Source organism: Primorskyibacter marinus (genome assembly GCF_003313245.1).
GTDB lineage: Bacteria > Pseudomonadota > Alphaproteobacteria > Rhodobacterales > Rhodobacteraceae > Primorskyibacter > Primorskyibacter marinus.
Genome location: NZ_QJSD01000002.1, coordinates 117,565 through 141,490, shown reverse-complemented (window position 1 = coordinate 141,490; position 23,926 = coordinate 117,565). Strand labels below are relative to the sequence as shown.

The following is a 23,926-nucleotide window of genomic DNA, read 5'->3' as shown; positions in this document are numbered from 1 at the left end:
TTCTGGCCATAATGGGTGTCATTGCAACAATGCCCGCATTGGCCCAGACCTGTGATGTTGACCCTGTGCCGATGCCCGCCGGCTTCCCGGACCAGCCGATCAATATCTTCATTCCGCGCAGCACCGCATCCGGATCGCTGCCGCTGAGTGACGAGATCGCAAAAGCCATCCGCAATCTCAAGGACGCCGATGGCAACGATCTGAACATCGAGGTGAACCTTCTGTTCAAGTTCGGTGGCAATCTGGACGTCGCGCTGGAGTATTTCTCGGAGCTGCCGCCAAACGGCTATAACGTCATACAGCTTAACGACACCTATGCCAGCCTGCTTGCCACATCCCCCGATCAGGACGTATTCCTGACCCCCCTGAACATTGCGCAGATCACCTTCAGTCAGCTTTACATCCGCACGGACGATGCCCGGTTTTCGGATCTTGGCGGGTTTGTCGATCACGCATCGTCGGGTGACACCTCGATCTTGAAAATCGCGATTTTCGGCGGCGATGACACCGACCTTGGGCTTGAGAATTTCCTGTTGGAGAAGTTCGAGCAGACCTTTTTGATCCCGCTCGACACGACTGCCGAAGCACCGGCGATCGAAGAGGTTTCGACCACGCCCAACGATCCTGCCACCCCGCCCGCCTTTGTGTCCCAAGCCTATGAAAGCGGGTCCGAAAGGTACTTTTCGCTGTTCAACAAGACGGACAGAAAGGATGGCTATGCCGATGCCCTGATCGAACAGCCTGGCGACATCGCGCGGCTGATCGAAGGCGGCTTTCTGAAGCCGATATTCACGTTGCTGCCAAAGGAGGACGTCACCCAGGCGCTGACCACGCGCCTTGGGCCGACCACGTCTTTCGCCACGCCAGACCGGGAACAATGCCACGCCTATTACCGGTTCCGGGGTTTTTTCGTGCAGCAGGGCATACCGCCCGAACGACGACAGTTTCTGGACTGGTTGTTCCAGCAAGCCTTCAATTCCGAGAGTTTCCAGAAATTCAATCGCACACACTATATGGATGTCCTGTATACTGACCCGGACATCATCAGCAGCTACTGCTCCAGAAAACAGGCAGAAGCGTTCTTTTTCGATAGTATCAGCCATTTCAAAGAGTGTTTGGACGCGCCCGGCCCTGACAATACTCGATGAATGGAGGCGCGCGAATTGAACGACCCGACTGTCGATCGGCTGGCAACCGCCGCGTTGCAAAGCGATACAGAGGCGTATCGCTTGATCGCGAAACGTCTGTCCCGAAACCCGCTGGAGACTGCCTTGTTCGGCGGTAAATGGAACGGAGAACACGTCGAGCGCCGCTTGCGACTGTTCCGCGATCTGACGCCGGAATATGAACGGGCGATGGCAGGCTTGGGCATTCCTGACCCCAGCGCGACTTTCCTGTTCGAGATCATCGTGCCGCTTACGCAGTATCTGGGCCAACGCGCGACCGAAACGGCTGGCACCTTTCTGGTTGGCATCGGCGGGGGGCCGGGGGTGGGCAAAACGACGCAATCCAAGATCCTGTCCGCCTGCCTGCCGATGATGGCGTCTGCCAAGCAACGCTGTCTCAGCCTCTCGCTGGACGACTTCTATTTCCCGAAAGAAGAACGTTTGCGCCGGGGACACAAATGGCGGACCCTGCCTGGATCACATGACACCGAACGGCTTTGCGCGTTTGTCTCGGCACTTGATCGCCGGGGCGGGACGTTGACCGTTCCACGCTACGATCTGGGCCGCGACACGCCAGCGGCGGACGAGGTTCTGCCGGACACGCCCGACATCTGCATTTTCGACGGGGCGATGGTCGGCGCGCGCTGCCCCGGCTATGACACACTGGCAGATCGGTGCGATTTCTTCATCTACCTCGACGCTCCGATAGCCCAATTGCAACAATGGCGTTTTGGCCGAGAGCGCAAAATCCGCAAGCAGACACATGGGCAGGCCGGGTTCACCGAAGAGCAAATGCAAGCGTTCTGGAACGAAGCCCTGCAACCCAGCATCACCCAATGGGTCATGCCAAATGCACGCATCGCCGATGTGGTGCTGGAAATCGGGCCTGACAGAAATCTTCTGGGGGTCCGTCGGCCACAATCGCAGGCCAGAACAGAGGCAGAGACTATATGACCGTGACAAACGAGGCAGAGAAACAGGCGCGCGTAGACGCCCTGCTGGTGCAAGGCAAAAACGTGTATCAGCCGCTTTACAACTACCCCCACAAGCCCGCGATTGGGCCGCTGCGCCCCTGCTTGGACCGTTGCCGCGCGGTCGAGGCGGCGATGCGTGACAATATAGAGGGACGCAAGCTGTGGGATGCGGGCTGTTCACTGGGCTATAACACGCTGTATTTCGTGGATCGCGGCATGATCGGGCACGGCACCGATATTGACCCGCGCAATGTCAGCCTGTGTCAGGAAATCCAGCGCTACACGCCCGGCAGCGCCACATTCGCGCAAGAAGAGCTGTCGGCTGAAACCTGCGCGCAAATAGCGCCCGGAGACTTCGACTATGCGTTTTTCTTCAGCATTCTCCACCACATCGTGCAGAACAAGGGGTTAAAGCATGTTCAGGGCATGATGCAGATGCTGACGGAGCGCATTCCGGTTCTGTTTGTCGAATTGGCGCTGAAATCCGAAATCCCGCCCCCCGGCTATACATGGGACACTTATCTGCCGGACGAAGAGTTGGCAATTTTTGAGACCTGTGGCGCGCTTGATATTCAGCTGATTGGCCACTTCGTCACTCATGTCGGGCCGCTTCCCCGGCCGCTGTACCGCGTTTCGCGCAAAAATGGCGGCGGGACATCCTGAGCAATGGCGACCAATGCCCTCTCTGCTGACAGTTTGCTGTCCGACCCGATCCTCGGGCAATTATCGGCGATCCAGCTATCAAAACTGTTGCCGCATATCGAGACGCGCGTGATCTCGGCGGGGGCTTATCTGTACCAGACCGGCGACGCCGCCCGGACCGTCTATATGATCCAGCGCGGCACGATCCGCCTGGAATGCGCGAGCGGCCGCTTTGTCACGCGGAGTGAAGGCTATGCTGGCGAAGAGGCCTTGCTGGGCATCGATACCCATACGGATGCCGCCATCGCGGTGGAAGATTCCGACGTGCTGGCGATCCCGGCCGTAGCCCTGGCAGACATTGCCGCGATCAGCCGATCCCTGCGTGAGCTTTTCTTCAAATCCTACGCCAGCCGCTACGATGATCCGGGCAATGCCGCGACGTCGCAGATCCCCACGACGCTAACAGGCGATGCAACACTCCTTGCAATTGCCGGCTGGCTTCAAGCCATCGTCTGGCCGGTTGCGGTGTATTTCATCGGCCCCGCCATCGGCCTAAGCGACGCCGCGACCGATTTCCTTGCCATAATCTCTGTCACTGTCTGCATGTGGCTGTTCGGCTTGGTGCCGGAATATGTGCCGCCGCTATTTGCCGCGCTTGCGGTGATCTTGTTGGATGTCGCACCGCCCGAACAGGCGCTGTCCGGCTTTCGTTCCGAAAGCTTCTTCATCTGTCTCAGCATCTTCGGCATCGGGGCGTTGATGGTTGCATCGGGCGTGACCTACCGATTTTCATTGTGGGTCTTGTCGCGTGTCCCTTCGACACCTTTGGGTTACAGCCTCAGCCTGTTTGGCCTTGGATCGCTGCTGTCGCCGATCATCCCGTCGGTGGTGGGGCGCATGACCATCATCTCGCCCTTTCTCGTCGATCTGGTCGAGATCTCCAAGGCCGGGCGTAAAGACGTTTTTGCTAACCGGCTGATCTTTAGCCTGACGGCGGGTGTGTCGATTTTCGTGCCGCTGTTTCTGACGGCATCGGTGCCCAACCTGGTGATCTACGGACTTCTTGATCCGCAAACGCAATTCGCGTTTGACTGGCTGTCATGGTTCAACGCAGCCTCGGTTTTCGGTCTGCTTGTGCTGGTGTCCTACTTCGCAGTCTCTGTGGTGCTTTTCCGCGGTGCCCGACAGTTCTCCATCCCGCGGCAGACCATCCTGGAACAACGCCGCATCCTCGGCCCGATCGCACGGCTGGAATGGATCGCAATTCTGGCGGTATCCGCCATGACCCTCGGCATCCTGACAGAGGCACTGCACGGGATCGACGTGCCATGGGTTGCGCTGGCCATTTTCGTGACGCTCATGCTGTTCGGTTCGCTTCAGCGCGAAGCGTTGCGCAACCAGATCGACTGGCCGGTGCTGGTCTATATCGGGGCGATCGTGGGCTGGGTGCCCATCGCCGCCAGCATCGGGCTGGACACGTTCATTGTCAGCCATCTGGGATGGCTCGGTGCCTATATGCGCAGTGACTTCCCGCTCTTTATCCTGATGTTATCGGCCATGATCCTGCTGGTCCGGCTGGCTTTGCCCACCGGGGTCACCGTGGTGCTGTTCGCGACCGCGCTGTTTCCGCTGGCCATCGCGCAGGGCACGTCACTGTGGTTGATTGGCTTTGTCATCCTTGCCGTCGCCGATACGTTCATCTTTCCGTATCAAAGCTCGTATTTCCTGAAGCTTCGCAACGATCTTGCAGCGCGCGGCATGGCCGAAGTTTGTGACGAGCAGCGCATCATCACCGCGAATATTGTCATGCTGGCCCTGCGGATCGGCGCGATTTACGGCTCGCTGATATACTGGCAAAAGCTGGACTTGATCTGATGAACAGAAACTCTCTGCGCATCGCTGTCATGCTGGTCTTCATGGGGCTGTTTTTTGCGCTGGTCTACTGGCAGAAAAGCCGCGCCCAGCAGATCCTGATTATCCACAGCTACAATACGGATTACTCATGGGTGGAGGCGATCAACGAAGGCATCGAACGCGCGACAGAGGATCATCCCGGCATCTTGGTCCGCTATCATTACATGGACCTGAAGAACCACACGGGTGAGGACTTTCGGCGCACAGCCGCAAAGCTGGCCAACAGGGTGGTCGAGGAATCCCAGCCAGACGTGCTGATCCTGTTCGACGACCCCGCGCAAACGTTGGTGGGTCAGAAGTTTTTCAAGGACCGCGATGACGGGCAGCCGGCGATCAAAGTGGTGTTTGGCGGGGTCAATGGCGATCCCACCGCCTATTACGGCGATAGCGAAAATGTCAGCGGCATCCTCGAACGCAAACCGATGGAGGTGATCCGCGACATTTCGCTTACACTACTTCAGGTGCAGGTCGCCGAGGGCGAGGCACCAATCGCCAAGCCGCGCATCGTGTTCATCGGTGACAGGTCGGCATCCATCACTGCCGACATTCCGCATTTTACCAGCATCGACTGGGCACCGTTCGAGTGGCTGGACCCGGTACAAGTGGACACGTTCGACGAATGGAAACAGGCGGTGCAGCGCGCCGGGCAGGATGCGGACCTCATCCTCGTGACCAACTATCAACAGATCCGCGGCGGCGAGGGCGGACCCTTCATTCGTCCGGCCAGTCAGGTCATGAAATGGGCCGAGGCAAACGCCACCGTGCCGATCGTCGGCATGGGCTGGACCAACAGCCAGGACGGCGCGATGCTCAGCGTATCGGCGTCACCCTACGAACAGGGCGAGGTCGCAGCCCGCGAAGCCTTGTCGGTCCTGGACGGGGCCGCGCCGATGGGCACGATGACGTCAAAGCAGTTTCTGGTCCATATATGTCAACCGGCGCTGGAGCGGCGCGGCCTGATCGTCCCCTTCATCCACGAGGCCTTTGCCCGCGCCACAGGCAACTTCTACACGGGAGATTGTTAACGTGGCCGTCCCGGCAAAACGCAGCTGGCGGCAAATTGAAACAGACGCCGTATGAGCACGATCTTCATCAGTCACAGTTCTGCCGACAACGCGCTGGCCAAGCAGCTTGAAGCGCGGCTGCGGCAGCAGAACCATGTCTGCGTGTTTCTTGATCTTGATCCGACCAAGGGCATCGTTGCGGGGCGCAGTTGGGAAAGGACACTCTACCGCAAATTACGGGCCTGCCGGGTTGTGATTGCGATCTGCACGGAATCCTATCTGCAATCGCATTGGTGCTTTGCCGAAATTGCCCTGGCCCGGATGGAAGGCAAGCCGATCATGGCGCTTCTGGCCGATCCGTTGGCGCCGGATGCCAAGCTGCCCTCGATCATCACCGAAAAACAATTCATTGACCTGCGCGCGAACCCGGAGGACGGATACAGGCGGCTGTGGCACGGGCTGTCAGAGCTTGATCTGCTGGGCGCGGTTGGCGATTGGGACCCCAGATCATCGCCCTATCTTGGACTGAACGCGTATCACGAAGAACATGCGCCGGTATTTTTCGGCCGCGGAAACGAGGTGCGCGCAGGCGTTGAATTGCTGGACCGTGGCGCACCAGGGCTGATCATGGTGCTGGGCGCATCCGGCAGCGGCAAATCCTCGCTCGCGCGCGCCGGTATTCTGCCGCGCTTGCGACGCGAACCGAAACACTGGGTGATCGTCGATCCGTTTCGCCCCGGTCGCGACCCGTTTGCGGAACTGGCGCAATCGCTCAGTAATTCGTTCCGGCGCTACGCCCCCAACGCACCACCCGATGCGCGCAAGCCCGAAAACATCCAGCGCCGGTTGCAGGCATGGCATGAAGCCCCGCCCCTGCTGCTGACGCATCAAATGGAGCCAAATTCCCCGACAGCAGAGACAAAGCCACAGGAAGACGAACGTCTTCACAATCTTCTGGCAAGGCTTGAGGCCCTGCGCCACGAACCGCCCTCCGACGCAAACGCCTCGCTGCTTGAATTTCTGGACTGGAGCCTCGATGACCTCCGTCGGATCTGCAATCAAGAGCCCGAGGATGCGCCGATGCGTCCCGGATCCACCCCTCTCGTTGATTTTGCCTATCAGTTGCGTCGCGGCGCTGGTCAACCCGAAGCGCAGCTGCTGGTGGTTATCGACCAGTTCGAGGAACTTCTTGGCCAACTCGGGACCAATGCTCAGACCGCGCATTTCCTGAACCTTCTGGCCGCGTCGCTGGATGTCGAGGATTCACCGATTACCGTGCTTGTCACGATGCGGTCGGATTTTCTGGAATCCTTTCAGCACGCGAACGCGCAGCTTGGCATGGATTTCGAGACGCTGTCGCTTGGTCCCATGGCGGTGGAAGGCATGCGGCAGGTGATCGAAGCGCCGGCCAAGCTGGGCGCGATAGAGTTGGAGCCCGGACTGGCCGACCGGCTGCTTGAGGATGCCAGCACGGCCGATGCGCTGCCGCTTCTGTCCTTCACCCTTTGGCTGATGTGGCGCGATTGTCATCAGTCCGGGATAATGACGCTGGACGCCTACAAGGCGTTGGGCGGTCTTGACGGTGCCATCGCAGGCGAGGCGGACGCCATCCTTGCCCGCGCCCGCCAAAACGATCAGGAACCCGCCTTGCGCCGCGCGTTTCTGCAAATGGTGCGACTTGCGGATGACGGCCAGTTTGCACGCCAGCCCGTGCCTTGGGATGCGCCGGACTTGCGGCCCGTGGAAGACCTGCTTGATAGTTTTGTCGAGCGACGGCTACTGGTTTCGCGCGCCGAGGGTGGCACACGCGTGCTGGAGGTCGCGCATGAATCGCTGTTTCGGACTTGGAAACCGCTGCGCAGTTGGATCGAGGATCACCGGGCGGAATTTCTGCTGCGACAACAGGTCAGGCAAGCCTCTGTCGCATGGGACAAGGCCGGGCGTCCCGCCGATCATCTCTGGCGTGGGTCACGGCTCGAACAGGCGGTCGAACTTCTCAAACGCGGCGGTTTTGACGGGCGAACGCCGGAACACAAGACCGGCAAAGCGTTTGTGCAGGCAAGCGAGGCGATGCGAAAACGCCAAGGCCGCAGGCGCCGCAATATCGTGATGGCAGTCACTGCGGTGCTTCTGGGGTTTCTCGGATATGCTTTGGTCAAGGAACACGAGGCCAAGATGTCCGAACGCATGTCTTGGGCACGGCAGCAGGCGCTGACTGCGCTTGGCCAGCTGGGCACGGACCCGGTGCAAAGCATGGTCACGGCGCGCACAGCCGTTTGCGTGACCCAAACCCATGATGGGCTGGTGCTGCCCGCCGCGCAGAGCGCGCTGAACCGCGCGGTGCAGGCTGCGCAGAGGCAGCAAACCTTGAAAGGTCACAAACATGCCGTGACCGACGTTCACTTCCTTCCGCCGCCAGGCGACGGCGACACCGCAATGCAGCGCATGATCTCGCGGGATCGAAACCGCTCGGTGCTGACGTGGAATGTGCCGGACGACACAACGCGCCAGTGCAGCGCAACACCCGCACCCAATTTGGCTTCTGACAGGGTCCGGCAGTTTGCAGTCAGCCCGTCCGGCGGCTTTTTCATCGCGGCGGTGGCCGGCGGCAATGTCGACCTATATGACATATCCAATCCTGCGGGCCGCCCGAAACTGTCAGCGGTCATGCCACAACAGGTCGAAGTGACGGCCATTTCCGTGGCCCCCGATGGCAGCCGCACAGCGGTTGCGGGCCGCGATGGGTCCGTGGTGGTCACACCGATTTCTGGAAAGTCCTGGACGGCAAACGGGATTGCCTTGCCACGGCAAGATGGTCGCGTCACTCAGCTTGCCTTCAGCGAGGATGCCCGCGTGCTTGCTACGGCGGGTTGGGACGGCACGCTTGCGCTTTGGGATGCCGCCACTGGCGTGCTGCTTCACCGGCTTGAAAGTCACACCGAAGGCGTCACGGCGCTCGCGTTCAAGGATGGCATGCTGGCCAGCGGCGGATGGGACAAGATGGTCAAGATCTGGGACGTATCGTCGGGCAAGCTGATACATCGCTACGCACATGATGCGGCCATCTCTGCCCTCGCATTTGTACCCGATAGCGACGGCGATTACATCTTGGCAAGCGCCAGTTGGGACAAGACCGTTCGGCTATGGGACGTCACCATGGGACGTGCGCTGCACACGCTGGAACACACCGCTCCTGTCGTGTCGCTTGCAGTCGCGCCCAAATCGGCCAGTGTCCCGAAGACAGGCGCGCTTCGTATTGCCACCGGTGATTGGAGTGGCCGGGTCTATCTTTGGACGCTGGACAAGGGCGCAAAGACGACCGCGACCTCAAAGATCGTGGCCCATCACCAACAGCCGGTGAATGCCCTGAGCTTCAACGAGGATGCCAGCCGACTTGCCAGCGCCAGCGACGATTCCACGATCAAGCTGTCCAAACTGACCGACCGGACTGACCAATATGACTGGAAAAGCGGGCTGGACGTACGGCAGTTCAACCGCGGCGCAACCAATGAGAAATGGATAGCTGTCATCACCCAAAGCGGCGTACAGGTTCAGGACGCACATGAAGGCGGGGTTCGACAATCGATCACAGGCTATTCGGGCAATGCCGAGGGTGTTGCGTTCAGCCCCGGCACATCCAGCAAGCTGGCGATCGCGGCGGACAACTTGTTCGAATATTACCTTGATCCGCAGGAATTGTTGATATGCGCTGACAAAATGATCGCACAAAATCCCACTACGAACGCAGCCGGGAAATCCATGGCAGAGCTTTGTTCGCAGGTGGCACTGCCTTCGGACATTGCCAGTATCTGGTCCAGGGGGCACGCCTTTCTGACACAGTTCCTCACCTTCCAGTGAGATGCACAACCGTCAGTCCGTTAAGGCCTTTCAGCATCACGCCGCTCAACATGCACTCCAAAACAAGTTTCGTCCAAGCAGACGATGAAATGCAGCCAGTTTTGACACGATATATCTGCGTTGGCGTCCGGCCCCTCTCGGCTCGAAAAGCCGGAAGGCCGATATGCTTCTTAAACCGAATGATGCGTTCGGGTTTGTCGCATCTAGTTGGTGATGATCTCCGGCCCCATGAAGGTTGTCGGCAACCAAGTCGACAGGATCGGGATGTAGGTCACCATGATCAGGAAGACGAACAGCACCGCCAGAAACGGAAGCGACGCACGCACGACCCGCATCATCGGCATCCCGGCCACGCCGGATGTGACGAACAGGTTCAGACCGACAGGCGGCGTGATCATCCCGATCTCCATGTTGACCACCATGATGATGCCCAGATGGATCGGGTCGATGCCCAACTGAATCGCAATGGGAAAGACCAGCGGGGCGACGATGACGATCAGGCCCGACGGCTCCATGAACTGGCCGCCAATCAGCAGGATCACGTTCACGATCACCAGAAACATCACCGCGCCGAAGCCCGCAGACAGCATCGCCCCGGCAATTTGTTGCGGAATCTGCTCGTCGGTCAGGACGTGTTTCAGGATCAGGGCGTTGGCGATGATGAACATCAACATCACCGTCAGTTTGCCAGCCTCGAACAGCGTATCACGGGTGTCGCGGTGGAAGAACACTGTGATCAGCGCAATCGGCCTGTCCAATAGGGTCAGGTTGCGCTGACCCTCGGGGCGCGACAGCGGCCCCATGTCCCGGTAAACGAAACTGGCAATGAAGAACGCATAAACGGCCGCCACCGCCGCCGCCTCGGTCGGGGTGAAGATACCCCCATAGATGCCGCCAAGGATGATGACGATCAGGAACAGACCCCAGCCTGCTTCGCGACCCGCGCGGAACACCTCTCCCCAGCCTTTCCATTCGCCTTTCGGCAGTTTCCTGACGACCGCGATGATGAAAATCGTCAGCATCAGCATCGTGCCCGCCATCAGCCCCGGTATCACCCCGGCCAGAAACATGCGCCCGACAGAGACATCCGTGGCCGACGCATAAACCACCATCACGATGGAGGGCGGAATCAGGATGCCCAGCGTGCCCGCATTGGCGATGACACCGGCGGCAAAGTCCTTGGAATAGCCCACCTGCCGCATGCCCGCGATCACGATCGACCCGATGGCCACAACCGTCGCCGGCGAAGACCCCGACAAAGCCGCGAAAAGCATGCAGGCAAAAACCCCGGCGATGGCCAGACCGCCGGGCAGATGCCCGACGATTGCAATGGAAAACCGGATGATGCGCTTCGCCACGCCGCCAGTGGACATGAAGCTGGAGGCAAGAATAAAAAACGGGATCGCCAGCAGGGTGTAATGCCCGGCCATCGCCTGAAAGAAGGTCTGTGCGATGGACGCCAGCGACGTATCGCTTAATACCAGCAGGAAGACGATGGATGACAGGCCGAGACTGACGGCAATCGGCACGCCGATCAGCATCAGACCGATAACCATGACAAAAAGTGAGATAACTTCCATGGCGATCAGCCCTCGCGGTTCATGTGGGCGACGTCGTCGATGGCGTCTTCGGCCTCATGGCTGACAATCAGGCTTTTGGAGCGGCCGGTCGCAAGGCGAATGGTGGCTTGTATGTACCGAAACAACAGCAGCGCCATGCCGAAGGGCAGCATGACATAGGGGATGAAGCGGGGCAGTTTCTCGTAATGCTCCCCCTCGTTCATGATCGGCTCAATCCAGCGAAGCCATTCGGGAAAGCGTATGTCCACCACCTCGTACCAGCCGCGATAGGATGTGCGCTTCATTTCCTCCAGCCCGGTCGGGAACCAGCGCCCCGTGGTCTGTGGCAGGTTGGCAAAATTGGCCCAGTAATCCCAGGCACCTTTCATCAGCAGCGCCGCGTAGATAACACAAAGCGCACCAGCGAGCAGCGCCAGAACAAGGCGGGTGGCGGGCGATAACAGGTTAATCACCGCATCCACGCCCAGATGGGCCGTCACCTTCACGGCGTAACTGACCCCGAAAAGCACCAGCCATGCAAACAGGAACGTCACGGCCTCCAACCCCCAGACCAACCCGGTGTTGAAGCCGTAGCGCAGCACGACGTTAACGAATGTGATGATCGTCATTATGCCAAGGATAAGCGCAATCGCGGTCTCCTCGATCTCGTTCACGAAACGGCCAAGCGCCGTTTGCGGTTGATAGTGAGCGGACATGTTTCCCCTTCCGAAATATGTCTGGTTGGAGTCGGGCTCCACCACCCCTGAAGGGCCGCAGACCGGAAAGCTGCCCTTTCCGCCCCTATCGCTTGAAGGTGCCTGCCCCTGCACGTCATATGCGGGGACAGGTCGTGACGATGGATCAATGCTTGGCGTTGATCTCTTGCGCAGCGTCGATGTTCTCCTGCCCGACATCGGCTGTGAACTGCTCCCAGACCGGCTTCATCGCATCGACCCAGGCCTGGCGCTGATCCTCATCCAACTCGCGGATGACACCGCCCGCATCAACCACGGCCTGACGGGCCTCCATGTCGACTTCGTTCACGGCCGCGTTCCGTTCCGTTGTTACCTCATCAACGATGGTCGCAAGCTGATCACGGACGTCATCCGGCAGGCTTTCCCACCAATCGATGGATGTCACGAGCATATAGTCAAGCACTCCGTGATTGGTCTCGGTGGTGCCGTCCTGTACCTCAAAGAACTTCTGCCCATAGATATTCGACCAGGTGTTTTCCTGCCCATCGACAACACCGGTTTGCAGCGCACCATACACTTCGGAAAACGCCATCGGTTGCGGGCTGGCGTCCAGCGCCTCGAATTGCGCCTTCAACACGTCCGATTGCTGCACGCGGAATTTCAGCCCGGCCGCATCGCCGGGCAAGATCAAAGGCTTGCTCGCAGACATCTGCTTCATGCCGTTATGCCAGAATCCAAGACCCACCAACCCACGACGAGACATCGATTCCTTCATCGCCTGCCCTGTTTCAGAGTTCTGAAACTCGTCCACGGCGTTGATGTTCTTGAACATGAAAGGCAGATCGAAAATCCGGAACACTTTGGTGAACTGTTCGAATTTCGACAGCGACGGTGCGGCCAACTGCACGTCGCCCTGAAGCATCGCCTCAAGCACCTGATCGTCATTATAAAGCGTCGAGTTCGGGAAGACCTCCATGCAGGCCTTGCCATCCATCTCTTCGTTCACGCGCTCCATCAACAGACTGGCTGCAATCCCCTTGGGGTGCTTGTCAGAATTGGTGACATGGCTGAACTTGATGACAATCTCGCCATCATCACAGGCTGCAACCGCTGTTTGCGCCGTGGCTGTCAAAGCGGTCGCAATCGCCGCGCTCACCAGAAATCTTTTCATGTGGTCTCCTCCCGAGATGCTGATTTTCTTTTTTTATAGCCTCACAAAACCACGCGATGCGGTGACGCCAGTCAATAGAAACGGCGCATCGCACTCAAGTTTTCGTGACAATCATCTAAGGTCTATAAATTTTATTAATTGTATCATCGGCTTGCAGCCAAAACCGCGGATTCGGAGTTTTGAACCCCCCTCTCCTCAACACTGCCTTCCATACAGCCTGCGGCGCGCACAATACGAAAAACCGGGCATGCCTTCTACCGCAGAGCGACCGTGGTCACTCGAACGATTCGGCACTCAAAATCAGCTCAACCCGGCCAAAGTGCCCTGGGCCCAAGCGGCCCCCTCATGGTATTCTTCAATCTGCGCGCCCTTTTGCGGGATGGCGGGCGGGGCGATGGGCGACAGCCCGAGCGGCGTACGTCGTCCCTCCGCTGACCTCACGCCACACCGCCGCATCATCGCAGATCAAATGTCAGCCATCACTGTGTCAACGGCACGCGACAGGCGATCCACCATTTCGTCCAGCTCGGCCTCGGTCGCGATGAAGGGAGGCGCAAGAAGGACGTGATCGCCATGGCGTCCGTCCCGCGTGCCCGGCATCGGATAGCAGATCAGACCTTCGGCAAAGGCCGCTTTCTTGAGCTTGCCCGCGAGGCCCAAGGCCGGATCAAAAGGTGCCTTTGTCTCTCGCTCCGCGACAAATTCCAGCCCCCGAAACAGCCCACGACCGCGAATGTCACCAATATGGACGTGTTGGGCGAACCGCGCTGTCAGCGCGGATTGCAGATAAGCGCCGCGTGCCTGCACCTGTGGCACCAAGTCACGCTCCAGCAGCTCCGAGACAACCGCAAGCCCCGCCGCTGCCGCGACCGGATGACCGATATAAGTGTGTCCGTGCTGGAAAAACCCCGTGCCTTGCGCGATCGTGTCGTAGATCTCGCGAGAGCACAGCATCGCGCCGATCGGCTGATACCCCGCGCCCAGCCCTTTGGCGATACACAGAATATCGGGCGCAACATCATCTGCATCACAGGCAAAAAGATGCCCGGTGCGGCCCATGCCGCACATCACCTCGTCCAGGATCAGCAAGACGCCATAGCGGTCACAAATCTCTCTCACCCGTTTGAAATAGCCCGGCACCGACGGCACCGCGCCCAGCGTCGCGCCGACGACCGGTTCGGCGATGAAAGCAATGACACTGTCTTCGCCAAGCCGCTGGATCTCGGCCTCAAGCTCGTTGGCGACGCGCTGGCCGTAGGCCTCGGGCGTTTCGCCTTCGGCGGCTTCGGCATATTCGTAGCAGGGCGCGATATGGCTCATATCAAGCAGCAGCGGCGCAAACTGCTGACGCCGCCACGCGTTGCCGCCGGCGGAGAGCGCGCCAATGGTATTGCCGTGATAGCTTTGCCGCCGGGCAATCAGGTGCCGCCGCTGAGGTTCGCCATTCTCGACATGATACTGCCGGGCCAACTTGATCGCACTTTCCACGGCCTCCGAACCGCCCGAGACGAAATAGACCCGGTCCAACTCGCCCGGCGCGTTTGCGATCAACAGGTCGGCCAACTGCTCTGCCGGATCAGAGGTGAAAAAGCCGGTATGCGCAAAAGCCAACTGATCGACCTGCGCCTTGATCGCGTCGCGCACCCGCGCGTTTGAGTGGCCGAGACAGGACACCGCCGCGCCACCCGACCCGTCAAAGTAACGCTTGCCGTCAGCGTCGATCAGATAACATCCGTCACCTCCTACGGCCGTTGGCAGGCTGGCGTGGCAATGGCGGGGAAAAATGTGGCTTCGGGTCTGGCTCATGACAGGGGCCTTTTAAGGAAAACGCAGCGCGGCGACCAAAGCCGCGACAACAGGATAAGGGATATTTCTGCCGCCAGTGAGGCAAATTTAAAGATGTCATGTCGCCACATGAGGGAACCCAGCCGCTCTGTGGCAATAATGTTCACCGGCACCGGGTATCGGAGGCTTCGGCGTCAACGGTCCCCAGCGCGGATGCAACACGGTCATTTCGCGACTTTAGATCGGGCAACGCAAGTGGTGACTCCGATGACGCATGCAACAGGCGACGGACACCAAAAGATGTACCACAAATAAAAACGGAGGGTTCAGGACATAGCGCCAGAACCCTCCGTCACCCCACGTGCTCCCTACACACCACACGCGAACTGAATTAGGTTCCAGCCATACTAGCCAGACAAATAGAGACTACCCCAAGCGTCGGCTTGGGGCAAACGTCTTGTAGCTAAAATTTAGCTCGTTTTGGCGTACTTTATCAGTCGGGGACATGATGCCATGCCCCCAGTCGGCCTCAGCCGTAAACGGATTCCTTGCGGAAATGTTTGGTCAGCATGTAATAAATCACGGCGCGATACTTGTTGCGCTCGGACTGCCCGTACGTCTCAATCACAGACTTGATCGCATCGTCCAGTTCCGCCCCATCAGGCAAGCCCAACTTCTTCATCAGAAAATTCTTCTTGACGGTCTCAAGCTCGTCTGGCTGGCTTCCCGCCACTGTCGACGCGTCGGCGTTGTAAATGGCCGGTCCGCAGGCAATCGTCACTTTGCGAAGCAGGTCCATATCAGGATCCATGCCGCATTTGGTCCTCAGATCGTCAGCATATTTCTCGATCAATTCGTCGCGTCGTCCCATAGTATTCTCCCAATAATGTCAGGTCTCGTGCCTGGCTTGACTTGTCCCAGTTTCAGCACAGGCGACAGGTTAACGGGAAATGTTGGTATGACAATGGCAAAGCCGGACGGATTTTCCCCTGAGCGGAAAGTCACCCTTGCGTCACCTCGCAGGTAAACGGGGCCGCGTCAGATGATCCGGCGACATTTGCCACGGCTTTGCGCCTTTACACGCTTGTTGTCGCGCGCTGATGCTCAAAGACACGAGGCCCCAAGCAAGCAACGGCGATAGACGACCCCGCCAATAGGACAACAGGCTTCGGCTGGCACCACGCCGGACCACCGAAACAGCCGAATTCCCATGCAGGGACAACAGTAGCAGGCCACCCTGGTCGATGGCCTGCAACCGTGCGCCACGGGCAATGCCCGCAATTCTTGCTCCGCAAATCGAAGGCCGAACATCCCCCAATTGCGACAAGGCGCGGCTCCGGATCAGTAGCGGTAATGGTCGGGCTTGAACGGACCGTCAGCTCCTACACCGATATAGGCGGCCTGCTCGTCATCCAGCTTTGTCAGCTTCACGCCAATCCGGTCGAGATGCAGACGCGCCACCTTTTCGTCCAGATGCTTGGGCAGTACATAGACTTCGTTCTTGTAGGCGTCGCCCCTGGTCCACAATTCGATCTGCGCCAGAACCTGATTGGTGAAGCTTGCCGACATCACGAAGGACGGGTGGCCGGTGGCGTTGCCAAGGTTCAGCAAACGGCCTTCGGACAGCAGGATGATGCGGTTGCCCGAGGGCATCTCGATCATATCGACCTGATCCTTGATGTTGGTCCATTTGTGGTTTTTCAGGTTGGCAATCTGGATCTCGTTGTCGAAATGGCCGATGTTGCCGACGATCGCCATGTCCTTCATCTCGCGCATATGCTCGATGCGGATCACGTCCTTGTTGCCGGTGGTGGTGATGAAAATATCGGCCTTGGCGACCTCGTCTTCCAGCAACACAACCTCGAACCCGTCCATCGCGGCCTGAAGCGCGCAGATCGGGTCTACCTCGGTCACCTTCACGCGCGCGCCCGCGCCGCGCAGGCTGGCGGCAGAGCCTTTGCCCACATCGCCGTAGCCGCAGACCACGGCAACCTTGCCGGCCATCATCGTGTCGGTGGCGCGGCGGATACCGTCAACCAGCGATTCCTTGCAGCCATATTTGTTGTCGAATTTCGACTTTGTAACGCTGTCATTGACGTTGATCGCCGGGAAAGGCAGGTGACCCTTCTCCATCATCTTGTACAGACGATGCACGCCTGTTGTGGTCTCTTCGCTGACACCTTTCAACATGTGGCGCTGCTTGACGAACCAGCCGGGGCTTTCCTTGATCCGCTTGCGGATCTGGGCAAACAGCGCGACTTCTTCCTCGGATGTCGGGGTCGCGATCAGGTCTTCTTCGCCTTCTTCGACACGCGCACCGATCAGGATATACAACGTGGCATCGCCGCCATCGTCGAGGATCAGGTTGGCCCCGCCCTCTTCGAACATAAAGATGCGATCGGCGTAGTCCCAGTATTCCTCCAGCGTTTCGCCCTTGATGGCGAATACCGGCGTGCCGGTTTGCGCAATGGCGGCTGCCGCGTGATCCTGCGTCGAGAAGATGTTGCAGGACGCCCAGCGCACATCCGCGCCCAGCGCCACCAGCGTTTCGATCAGTACAGCGGTCTGGATGGTCATGTGCAGGCTGCCGGCAATCCGCGCGCCTTTCAGCGGCTTGGACTCGCCATATTCCTTGCGCAACGCCATCAGGCCCGGCATCTCGGTCTCGGCGATGTTCAGTTCCTTGCGCCCGTAGTCAGCAAGATTGATGTCTTTGACAATATAGTCGGTGGCCATGCCAGCTCTCCAGAAATTCCCGATAGGTTTGCCACGCCCCTAGCATCCCTTGATTTCTCGGGCAACGTAGATCAGGGTTCCGACGATCAAGGCCCGCGTGACGCGGCCACGTCAGGGCAGGAATTCAAACATGTCAAACGATCAGGCTTCGGCCTCTGTCAATGATGTCCCCCGGAATGAATTTGGCTGTTATTGCGTCCCCGACGGGCTGGAGCATCGCCCCGCATCACGCGCCGTCCTGTCCGGCGAGTTGTATGAGCCCGACACGCTGCGCTTCATGCGCAAACATGCAGGTGATGGCGACATCATCCATGCCGGCGCGTTTTTCGGCGACTTCATTCCGGCGCTGTCCACCGCTCTGGCCCCTGAATCGCGGCTATGGGCGTTTGAACCCAACCCTGCCAACCATCATTGCGCCCGCCAGACCGTGGCGATGAACGGATTGTCGAATGTCACGCTGACCAATGCCGCACTTTCCAGTCGTGACGGCGAAGTCTTGTTTCAGACCTGCGATGCGGACGGGCGCTCATTGGGCGGGATGAGCAAATGCGTGACCGAGGATGGTCCGGGCGTCGAGCCGGTCAAGGCGGTGATGCTGGACTACGTCGTGCCGCTGGACCGCAAGCTGTCGATCCTGCAACTGGATGTCGAAGGTCATGAGAAACAGGCGCTGAAAGGCGCGTGGCACCTGATCCACCGCTGGCAACCGATCCTGATCCTCGAATATCTTGGCCAAGCGCAGTGGATCAGCCGAACATTTCGCGGTTTGAACTATACACAGATCGGAAAGTTGCACGGCAATTTTGTCTACGCGACAACACCGGTCACCCTGAATTAGGCTCTGGCCCCGGAAACTCCGGCGGCCTGCGCGACGTTCCCGGCATTTACACAGAAAACCGGACGTCATACTCAGGGGCCACAGATTTATCAGGAAAGCGAGATGGCCAAACAACCACGCGCATGGCAACGAATGCTATCGGGGCGCAGGCTCGACTTGCTGGACCCCACCCCCGTCGATATCGAGATCGAGGACATCGCACACGGGCTTGCCTTTGTTGCCCGCTGGAACGGCCAGACGCGTGGCGATCATGCCTATTCGGTCGCCGAACATTCGCTGCTGGTCGAGACGCTGTTCACCCGCATCTGTCCGGACGAGCCTGCGAAATGGCAGCTTGCCGCGCTGCTGCATGATGCGCCGGAATATGTAATCGGGGACATGATCTCGCCGGTAAAGGCTGCGGTCGGGCCGGGCTACGGTGCGTTGGACGAACGGTTGGCCGGGGCTATCCATATCCGCTTTGGCCTGCCCGCCACGATCCCGGTGAAGGTCAAGAAACTGATCAAGAAGGCCGACAAGGTCAGCGCGTGGATGGAGGCCATTCAGATTGCCGGGTTCTCGCGCAGCGAGGCGGACCGCCTGTTCGGCGCTCCTGAGCCGGGGTTGATCCGCGATCTGTCCATTCGGCTGCGTCCACCGGCAGTGACGCGGGCAGAGTTCATGCATCGCCATGCGACGTTGCTCGGGGCGATGACATGACGGCTGTTCGCGCCGCCCGCGACGGGGACGAGGCCGGAATGGTCGCCATTCTCAACCCTTTGATCCACGCCGGCGACAGCACGGCCTTGACCACCGAAGTGACCTCGCGCGATCTGTGCGACTGGCGGTCGCGGCATATCGGGCGCAATGCATGGCACGTCGCAGAAGATGACACCGGCCTGCTTGGCTTTCAGTGGATCGAGCCGCATTCAGGGCTTCCGGCCGACACCTGCGACATTGCCACCTTTGTTCGCACAGGCCTGAGCGGCACAGGCATCGGTTCGGCGCTGTTTTCCGCAACCGAACACGCGGCGCGGGGTCTGGGATACCGCTATATCGCGGCGGTCATTCGCGCCGACAATACTGGCGGATTGGCCTATTACGGCAGTCGGGGTTTCGAGGATTGGAAAACCTGGGACGACGCGCCCGTCGCGCCGCGCATTATGAAACGCTTCACGCTCTGATCAGTCGGGCCGCAACCGTACGCGGCAGACCACACCCGGTTCAGCGTGGGGACCGCTTTGCAAGGATCCGCTGCAAAGTCCGGCGGTGCATGTTCAACCGGCGCGCCGTTTCAGAAACATTTCGGTCGCACAGCTCATAGACACGCTGGATATGCTCCCAACGCACCCGGTCCGCGCTCATCGGGTTTTCCGGTGGGGGTGGCAGGTCGTCGTCATTGGCCAGCAGTGCATTTGTGATGTCGGTCGCATCGGCGGGCTTTGACAGATAGTCCGTCGCCCCGATCTTCACCGCGGCCACCGCCGTCGCAATCGCGCCATAGCCGGTCAACACCACGACCTTGCAATCGGGCCGCTTCTCGCGCAGCACCTCGACCACGTCCAGCCCGTTGCCGTCCTCAAGCCGCAGATCGCAAACCGCATAGGCGGGCGGGCGGGCCGTCGCGATGGCCTTGCCCGCTGCTACAGAACCGGCGATCTCAACCTCGAACCCGCGTTTTTCCATCGCCTTTGCCAGACGCCTGAGAAACGCCTCGTCATCATCCAGAAGAAGGAGGCTCTTGTCCTCTCCCAAATCCTGTAGCTTGCGTTCTGCCACTCGACTCTCCTTCGGACGATGTGCGGTTGTCCGAATATACCTATCCCGAGGTCAAGGGGCGGTCAAACCATATGCAATTACGCGTTGTTCACAAAGCAGGCAATCCGGTCGGCCATATCCTCGGGGCCAAGATCGCGGCGGAAATATTCGACAAATCCATATTCCGGCAAGACCAGGTAGCTGAAGGTGGAGTGATCCACGAGGTAATAGTCGCTGCCGTCCTCATGCGCCTTGTAGTAAGTGCGGTAGGCTTGGCTTGCGGCTTTGACCTGCTCTTCGGATCCCGTCAGCCCGATCATCCGCTCATGCATGTTCGACGCGAACTCGCCAACGACTTCGGGTGTGTCGCGCTTGGGGTCAATCGAGATGAAGACCGGCGTCACAGACTCGCCACGTTCTTGCAGGATATCCACCGCTTCGGCGTTACGCGCAACATCCAGCGGACAGACATCCGGGCAGAATGTATATCCGAAATACAGCAAGGACGGCTCTGTGATCACATCCGTGTCGCTGACTGTTGCGCCCGTGTCGTCGACCAGAGTGAACGGACCGCCAAGCTGACCCGCGCCGCCGGCAACCTGGGAGGCACGGCACTGCGCAAAGCGATCATCAGACCCGCTGGTAGTCGCGAAATAAACCCCGCCGGCAAGCAACAAGACGCCTACGGCAGTAGCGGCAAGGACAGTGGTCTTCTTCATTTTATGTACTCCGGGGACCAAGGTGTTTTACGCCGAACCCAGTTGATCCGGAACCCGGTCACACCTAACAATTGGCTTATTGATTGCAAGGGAACGAATGGCCGCAGATGAACACCTCTGAATCCCCTTTTGCCGGCGGCCGCAACCGGGGCAACTGGATCCGTCTGCGCACGATGATCCTGATCCGCTGGATTGCCATTATCGGGCAGTTGGTGGCGATCTTCGTGGCCCAGCGCATGTTCAATCTGACGCTGGAGCTTGGCCTGTGCTTTATGGCGGTCGGTGTCTCTGTTATCGGCAACCTGATCGCGGTTTTTGTCTTTCCGGAAAACAAGCGCCTCAGCGAGACCGAGAACTTTCTGATGGTGCTGTTTGATGTGCTGCAACTGTCCTTTCTGCTGTATCTGACCGGCGGACTGAACAATCCGTTCTCCCTGCTTGTGTTGGGGCCGGTCACGGTTTCGGCCTCCGTGCTGACTCTGCGATCCACTGCATTGCTGGGGATCACCGCGTTTGTGCTGATGTCGCTGCTGATCCGGTTTCACCTGCCGCTGCGGACCGAAGAAGGCTTCATCCTGCGCGTTCCGGACACGTTTCTGTACGGAAACTGGGTCGCAATCACCATCGCGCTGCTGTTTCTGTCGATCTATTCCCGCCGTATCGCCAACGAAATGCACTCCATGGACGACGCTTTGGCCGCGACGCAAATGGCCTTGTCCCGCGCGCAGAAATTGAACGACCTTGGCGGCGTGGTCGCGGCGGCCGCGCATGAGCTTGGCACACCGCTGGCCACGATAAAACTGACCTCGGCAGAGCTGATGGAAGACCTGCATGACCAACCCGAGTTGCAGGAAGACGCCCGCCTGATCCGCGAGCAGGCCGACCGCTGTCGCGACATCCTTCGTTCGATGGGACGCGCTGGCAAAGAAGATTTGCACATGCGCCAGGCACCGCTGGTGCAGGTCATCATGGAAGCGGCAGAACCGCATGAAAACCGCGGTAAGAAAATCATTGTCGAGGAAGGCCCCGGACCGGGTGGCGAGGCGGAACAACCCAACATCCTGCGCCGTCCGGAAATCATTCACGGGCTGCGCAACCTCGTGCAGAACGCCGTGGATTTTTCCCGCACTACCGTCTGGATCGAGTCGACATGGACGGAAGCAAAAATCACCATTCGGATCATCGACGACGGGCGCGGGTATCCTCCGAACCTACTCGGGCGGATCGGTGATCCTTTTGTGCGCAACCGCCGGACGGATCGTGACCGCAAGGCGCGTCCGGAATACGAAGGCATGGGGTTGGGCTTGTTCATCGCCAAGACTCTGCTGGAGCGTACCGGCGCGCAGCTGAATTTTGCCAACGGGTCGGACGGGTTTTTACCGAAATCAATGACGTCCGAAAGGTGCGGTGCCATCGTCGAGGTGGTTTGGCCCCGCAACAAGATTGTCACGGAACTGGGAAAGTCAGGACACCCGATCGGCGAAAACACCTTGATTGAAGTTTAGGGCACTGTTCCGATTAAGGGGTTATTAACGCTGTTAAGGAAATCTCGGCATATCCGAATCTGACAGCAAAGCTGGACCGGCATGATCGAAACGTATGACTTCCTGGTGGTGTGTACTGCCGCAGCGATTGCCGCGATCATTCTGCTATTCGTTTTGGCGCGCGGCAGCGATCGCCCGGCTGGACGACCCCATCCCCGTCAGGATGTTGAACCCGCCATTTCGGTCTTGCTCAAAGACGGCATGATCGTCGACGCAACGGCCGAGACTCGAGATCTGATGGCGGGCAAAAACGTCACTTGGCAGGGTCTTGTCGCCAGTTTGCGGGCACGCTTTCCTTCGCTGCCCGATCATGTACCCCGTGAACGGCAGCTTTTTTCCTCAGCCAAGCCCGACGATGACGGCTATATCGAGGTTGATAAAATCGGCAGCCGGATGCGCCTGACGCTGTGCGACCGACCGGCCAGCTCGGCCGATCTGCATCAATTACGCAGCGCTCAGTCCGAACTGGACCTGCTGCGTGTCGCCTTGGGGACGGCACCCAATCCAATTTGGAAAAGCGACAGCACCAATCGCACGGACTGGAGCAACAAAGCCTATGACACCCTGACCGCGAGCGTCGAAAGCTATCAGCCCGGCGCGCCTATTTTCGAGATGCCGTCCAACGGGTTAGAGCATATGCGCACCCGGCGCACCTGCCTGACATCCGCGCGCGGCGATGCACAACGGTGGTTCGATATCACATCTGCGCAGCACGGGGCGTCATGGCTGCATTTCGGGATCGACGTAACGGCTGTGGTGCGCGCAGAGATCGCACAGCGCAACTTTGTCCAGACCCTGACAAAGACCTTTGCCTACCTGCCCATCGGTCTCGCCATTTTCGACCGCAATCGCCAGCTTGCGCTTTTCAACCCGGCATTGATCGACCTGACGCAGCTTTCGGCAGAATTTCTTTCCGGCCGACCAAACCTGCTGTCGTTCTTCGACCGGCTTCGCGAAGGCCGGATGATGCCGGAGCCCAAGAACTACAACAGCTGGCGCGAGCAGATGGCGGACCTTGTCGCAGCCGCCAGTGATGACCGCTATTCCGAAACCTGGTCGCTTGCCTCGGGGCTGACCTACAAAGTCACCGGACGGCCGCATCCCGACGGCGCGATTGCCTTTTTGTTCGAAGATATCAGTGCCGAGATTTCGTTGACGCGCCGGTTCCGGTCAGAGCTTGAGCTCAGCCAATGTGTGATCGACACGCTGGACGACGCGATCGCGATCTTTTCACAAAATGGCGTCCTGACCTTCTCCAATGCTGCGTACCGAACGCTTTGGCAATCCGATCCCGATAGCAGCTTTGCCGAGATGACGGTCGTCGATGCTACGCGTCATTGGCAAGAGCTTTGTCAACCATCACCCATGTGGGGCGAATTGAGGGATTTTGTGGTGCAGGGCCATGACAGGGCGGCCTGGGAAATGCGAGTAACGCACAGGAATGGCGGTCAGATTCTTTGTCAGATAACCCCTGTATCGGGCGGATCAACGCTTGTCAGCTTTGCCTGCGAAACGCCGACGCTGCCCATACGGCAATTGGACACCCAGAGCGCCTGAACCAGCTTGCAGCCGCAGGCACGGGCG

The 23,926-nt window shown here is 59.2% G+C and carries 19 protein-coding genes; 11 read left to right on the top strand and 8 right to left on the bottom strand.

What is annotated here, in order from left to right:
• Positions 1–29 precede the first annotated feature (29 nt).
• From DMZ65_RS04600 to DMZ65_RS04575, 6 genes are read left to right on the top strand one after another with little or no spacing between them, the layout of a single operon-like run.
• Positions 30–1,148 (top strand): type 2 periplasmic-binding domain-containing protein, encoded by a 1,119-nt coding sequence (locus DMZ65_RS04600; RefSeq protein WP_157960558.1) that lies wholly within the window; start codon positions 30–32, stop codon positions 1,146–1,148.
• Positions 1,149–1,163: 15 nt separating this feature from the next.
• On the top strand, positions 1,164–2,120 hold the full coding sequence (locus tag DMZ65_RS04595) for a nucleoside/nucleotide kinase family protein (RefSeq protein ID WP_157960557.1): 957 nt from the start codon (positions 1,164–1,166) through the stop codon (positions 2,118–2,120).
• On the top strand, positions 2,117–2,803 hold the full coding sequence (locus DMZ65_RS04590; protein ID WP_116597742.1) for a class I SAM-dependent methyltransferase: 687 nt from the start codon (positions 2,117–2,119) through the stop codon (positions 2,801–2,803). The genes DMZ65_RS04595 and DMZ65_RS04590 overlap by 4 nt, the downstream gene beginning before the upstream one ends.
• Positions 2,804–2,806: 3 nt before the next feature.
• Positions 2,807–4,657 (top strand): SLC13 family permease, encoded by a 1,851-nt coding sequence (locus DMZ65_RS04585; protein ID WP_116597741.1) that lies wholly within the window; start codon positions 2,807–2,809, stop codon positions 4,655–4,657.
• Entirely contained in the window at positions 4,657–5,721 is a 1,065-nt protein-coding gene (locus DMZ65_RS04580; protein WP_116597740.1) for an ABC transporter substrate-binding protein, read from the top strand. Before DMZ65_RS04585 ends, DMZ65_RS04580 begins: the two co-directional genes overlap by 1 nt.
• A gap of 51 nt (positions 5,722–5,772) precedes the next feature.
• A complete protein-coding gene (locus tag DMZ65_RS04575; protein WP_116597739.1) occupies positions 5,773–9,558 on the top strand; it encodes an nSTAND1 domain-containing NTPase in 3,786 nt (1,261 codons plus the stop codon).
• 203 nt (positions 9,559–9,761) lie between these two features.
• Here the strand turns inward: DMZ65_RS04575 and DMZ65_RS04570 are convergent, their stop codons facing one another.
• From DMZ65_RS04570 to ahcY, 6 genes are all read right to left on the bottom strand, one after another.
• Positions 9,762–11,138: a TRAP transporter large permease gene (locus DMZ65_RS04570; RefSeq protein WP_116597738.1), complete on the bottom strand. Its 1,377-nt coding sequence runs from the start codon at positions 11,136–11,138 to the stop codon at positions 9,762–9,764.
• A 5-nt stretch (positions 11,139–11,143) separates the two neighbouring features.
• Complete coding sequence (locus tag DMZ65_RS04565) at positions 11,144–11,833, bottom strand: TRAP transporter small permease (RefSeq protein WP_116597737.1); 690 nt, start codon at positions 11,831–11,833, stop codon at positions 11,144–11,146.
• 145 nt (positions 11,834–11,978) lie between these two features.
• Entirely contained in the window at positions 11,979–12,983 is a 1,005-nt protein-coding gene (locus DMZ65_RS04560) for a DctP family TRAP transporter solute-binding subunit (RefSeq protein ID WP_116597736.1), read from the bottom strand.
• A 465-nt stretch (positions 12,984–13,448) separates the two neighbouring features.
• A complete protein-coding gene (locus DMZ65_RS04555; RefSeq protein WP_116597735.1) occupies positions 13,449–14,789 on the bottom strand; it encodes an aspartate aminotransferase family protein in 1,341 nt (446 codons plus the stop codon).
• A 508-nt stretch (positions 14,790–15,297) separates the two neighbouring features.
• Complete coding sequence (locus DMZ65_RS04550) at positions 15,298–15,639, bottom strand: DUF2853 family protein (protein WP_116597734.1); 342 nt, start codon at positions 15,637–15,639, stop codon at positions 15,298–15,300.
• A gap of 470 nt (positions 15,640–16,109) precedes the next feature.
• Positions 16,110–17,504, bottom strand: a complete 1,395-nt coding sequence (gene ahcY / locus DMZ65_RS04545) for an adenosylhomocysteinase (RefSeq protein WP_116597733.1) — start codon at positions 17,502–17,504, stop codon at positions 16,110–16,112.
• Positions 17,505–17,634: 130 nt separating this feature from the next.
• Between ahcY and DMZ65_RS04540 the strand changes: the two genes are divergently transcribed.
• From DMZ65_RS04540 to DMZ65_RS04530, 3 genes are all read left to right on the top strand, one after another.
• Positions 17,635–18,342, top strand: a complete 708-nt coding sequence (locus DMZ65_RS04540) for an FkbM family methyltransferase (protein ID WP_116597732.1) — start codon at positions 17,635–17,637, stop codon at positions 18,340–18,342.
• Between the two features lie 102 nt (positions 18,343–18,444).
• Entirely contained in the window at positions 18,445–19,041 is a 597-nt protein-coding gene (locus DMZ65_RS04535) for an HD domain-containing protein (protein WP_116597731.1), read from the top strand.
• On the top strand, positions 19,038–19,505 hold the full coding sequence (locus tag DMZ65_RS04530; protein WP_116597730.1) for a GNAT family N-acetyltransferase: 468 nt from the start codon (positions 19,038–19,040) through the stop codon (positions 19,503–19,505). The genes DMZ65_RS04535 and DMZ65_RS04530 overlap by 4 nt, the downstream gene beginning before the upstream one ends.
• Before the next feature lie 40 nt (positions 19,506–19,545).
• On the opposite strand, the gene DMZ65_RS04525 is transcribed toward DMZ65_RS04530, so the two are convergent.
• Positions 19,546–20,100: an ActR/PrrA/RegA family redox response regulator transcription factor gene (locus DMZ65_RS04525; RefSeq protein WP_116597729.1), complete on the bottom strand. Its 555-nt coding sequence runs from the start codon at positions 20,098–20,100 to the stop codon at positions 19,546–19,548.
• 77 nt (positions 20,101–20,177) lie between these two features.
• Positions 20,178–20,798 (bottom strand): SCO family protein, encoded by a 621-nt coding sequence (locus tag DMZ65_RS04520; RefSeq protein WP_116597728.1) that lies wholly within the window; start codon positions 20,796–20,798, stop codon positions 20,178–20,180.
• Between the two features lie 107 nt (positions 20,799–20,905).
• On the opposite strand from DMZ65_RS04520, the gene regB reads away from it, so the two are divergent.
• On the top strand, positions 20,906–22,303 hold the full coding sequence (regB, locus tag DMZ65_RS04515; protein WP_116597727.1) for a sensor histidine kinase RegB: 1,398 nt from the start codon (positions 20,906–20,908) through the stop codon (positions 22,301–22,303).
• 81 nt (positions 22,304–22,384) lie between these two features.
• Positions 22,385–23,899, top strand: coding sequence for a PAS-domain containing protein (locus tag DMZ65_RS04510; protein ID WP_116597726.1), 1,515 nt, complete (start codon positions 22,385–22,387; stop codon positions 23,897–23,899).
• The last annotated feature ends 27 nt before the right edge of the window (positions 23,900–23,926 follow it).

Excerpts from the sequence above, each read along its gene's own strand:
- DMZ65_RS04600 (WP_157960558.1), top strand. The coding sequence starts at position 30 with ATGCCCGCATTGGCCCAGACCTGTGATGTTGACCCTGTGCCGATGCCC.
- DMZ65_RS04575 (WP_116597739.1), top strand. The coding sequence starts at position 5,773 with ATGAGCACGATCTTCATCAGTCACAGTTCTGCCGACAACGCGCTGGCC.
- DMZ65_RS04565 (WP_116597737.1), bottom strand. The coding sequence starts at position 11,833 with ATGTCCGCTCACTATCAACCGCAAACGGCGCTTGGCCGTTTCGTGAAC.
- DMZ65_RS04560 (WP_116597736.1), bottom strand. The coding sequence starts at position 12,983 with ATGAAAAGATTTCTGGTGAGCGCGGCGATTGCGACCGCTTTGACAGCC.
- DMZ65_RS04550 (WP_116597734.1), bottom strand. The coding sequence starts at position 15,639 with ATGGGACGACGCGACGAATTGATCGAGAAATATGCTGACGATCTGAGG.
- DMZ65_RS04510 (WP_116597726.1), top strand. The coding sequence starts at position 22,385 with ATGATCGAAACGTATGACTTCCTGGTGGTGTGTACTGCCGCAGCGATT.
- DMZ65_RS04535 (WP_116597731.1), top strand. The coding sequence starts at position 18,445 with ATGGCCAAACAACCACGCGCATGGCAACGAATGCTATCGGGGCGCAGG.
- DMZ65_RS04590 (WP_116597742.1), top strand. The coding sequence starts at position 2,117 with ATGACCGTGACAAACGAGGCAGAGAAACAGGCGCGCGTAGACGCCCTG.
- DMZ65_RS04530 (WP_116597730.1), top strand. The coding sequence starts at position 19,038 with ATGACGGCTGTTCGCGCCGCCCGCGACGGGGACGAGGCCGGAATGGTC.
- DMZ65_RS04540 (WP_116597732.1), top strand. The coding sequence starts at position 17,635 with ATGTCAAACGATCAGGCTTCGGCCTCTGTCAATGATGTCCCCCGGAAT.
- ahcY (WP_116597733.1), bottom strand. The coding sequence starts at position 17,504 with ATGGCCACCGACTATATTGTCAAAGACATCAATCTTGCTGACTACGGG.
- DMZ65_RS04580 (WP_116597740.1), top strand. The coding sequence starts at position 4,657 with ATGAACAGAAACTCTCTGCGCATCGCTGTCATGCTGGTCTTCATGGGG.
- DMZ65_RS04585 (WP_116597741.1), top strand. The coding sequence starts at position 2,807 with ATGGCGACCAATGCCCTCTCTGCTGACAGTTTGCTGTCCGACCCGATC.
- DMZ65_RS04555 (WP_116597735.1), bottom strand. The coding sequence starts at position 14,789 with ATGAGCCAGACCCGAAGCCACATTTTTCCCCGCCATTGCCACGCCAGC.
- DMZ65_RS04570 (WP_116597738.1), bottom strand. The coding sequence starts at position 11,138 with ATGGAAGTTATCTCACTTTTTGTCATGGTTATCGGTCTGATGCTGATC.
- DMZ65_RS04520 (WP_116597728.1), bottom strand. The coding sequence starts at position 20,798 with ATGAAGAAGACCACTGTCCTTGCCGCTACTGCCGTAGGCGTCTTGTTG.
- regB (WP_116597727.1), top strand. The coding sequence starts at position 20,906 with ATGAACACCTCTGAATCCCCTTTTGCCGGCGGCCGCAACCGGGGCAAC.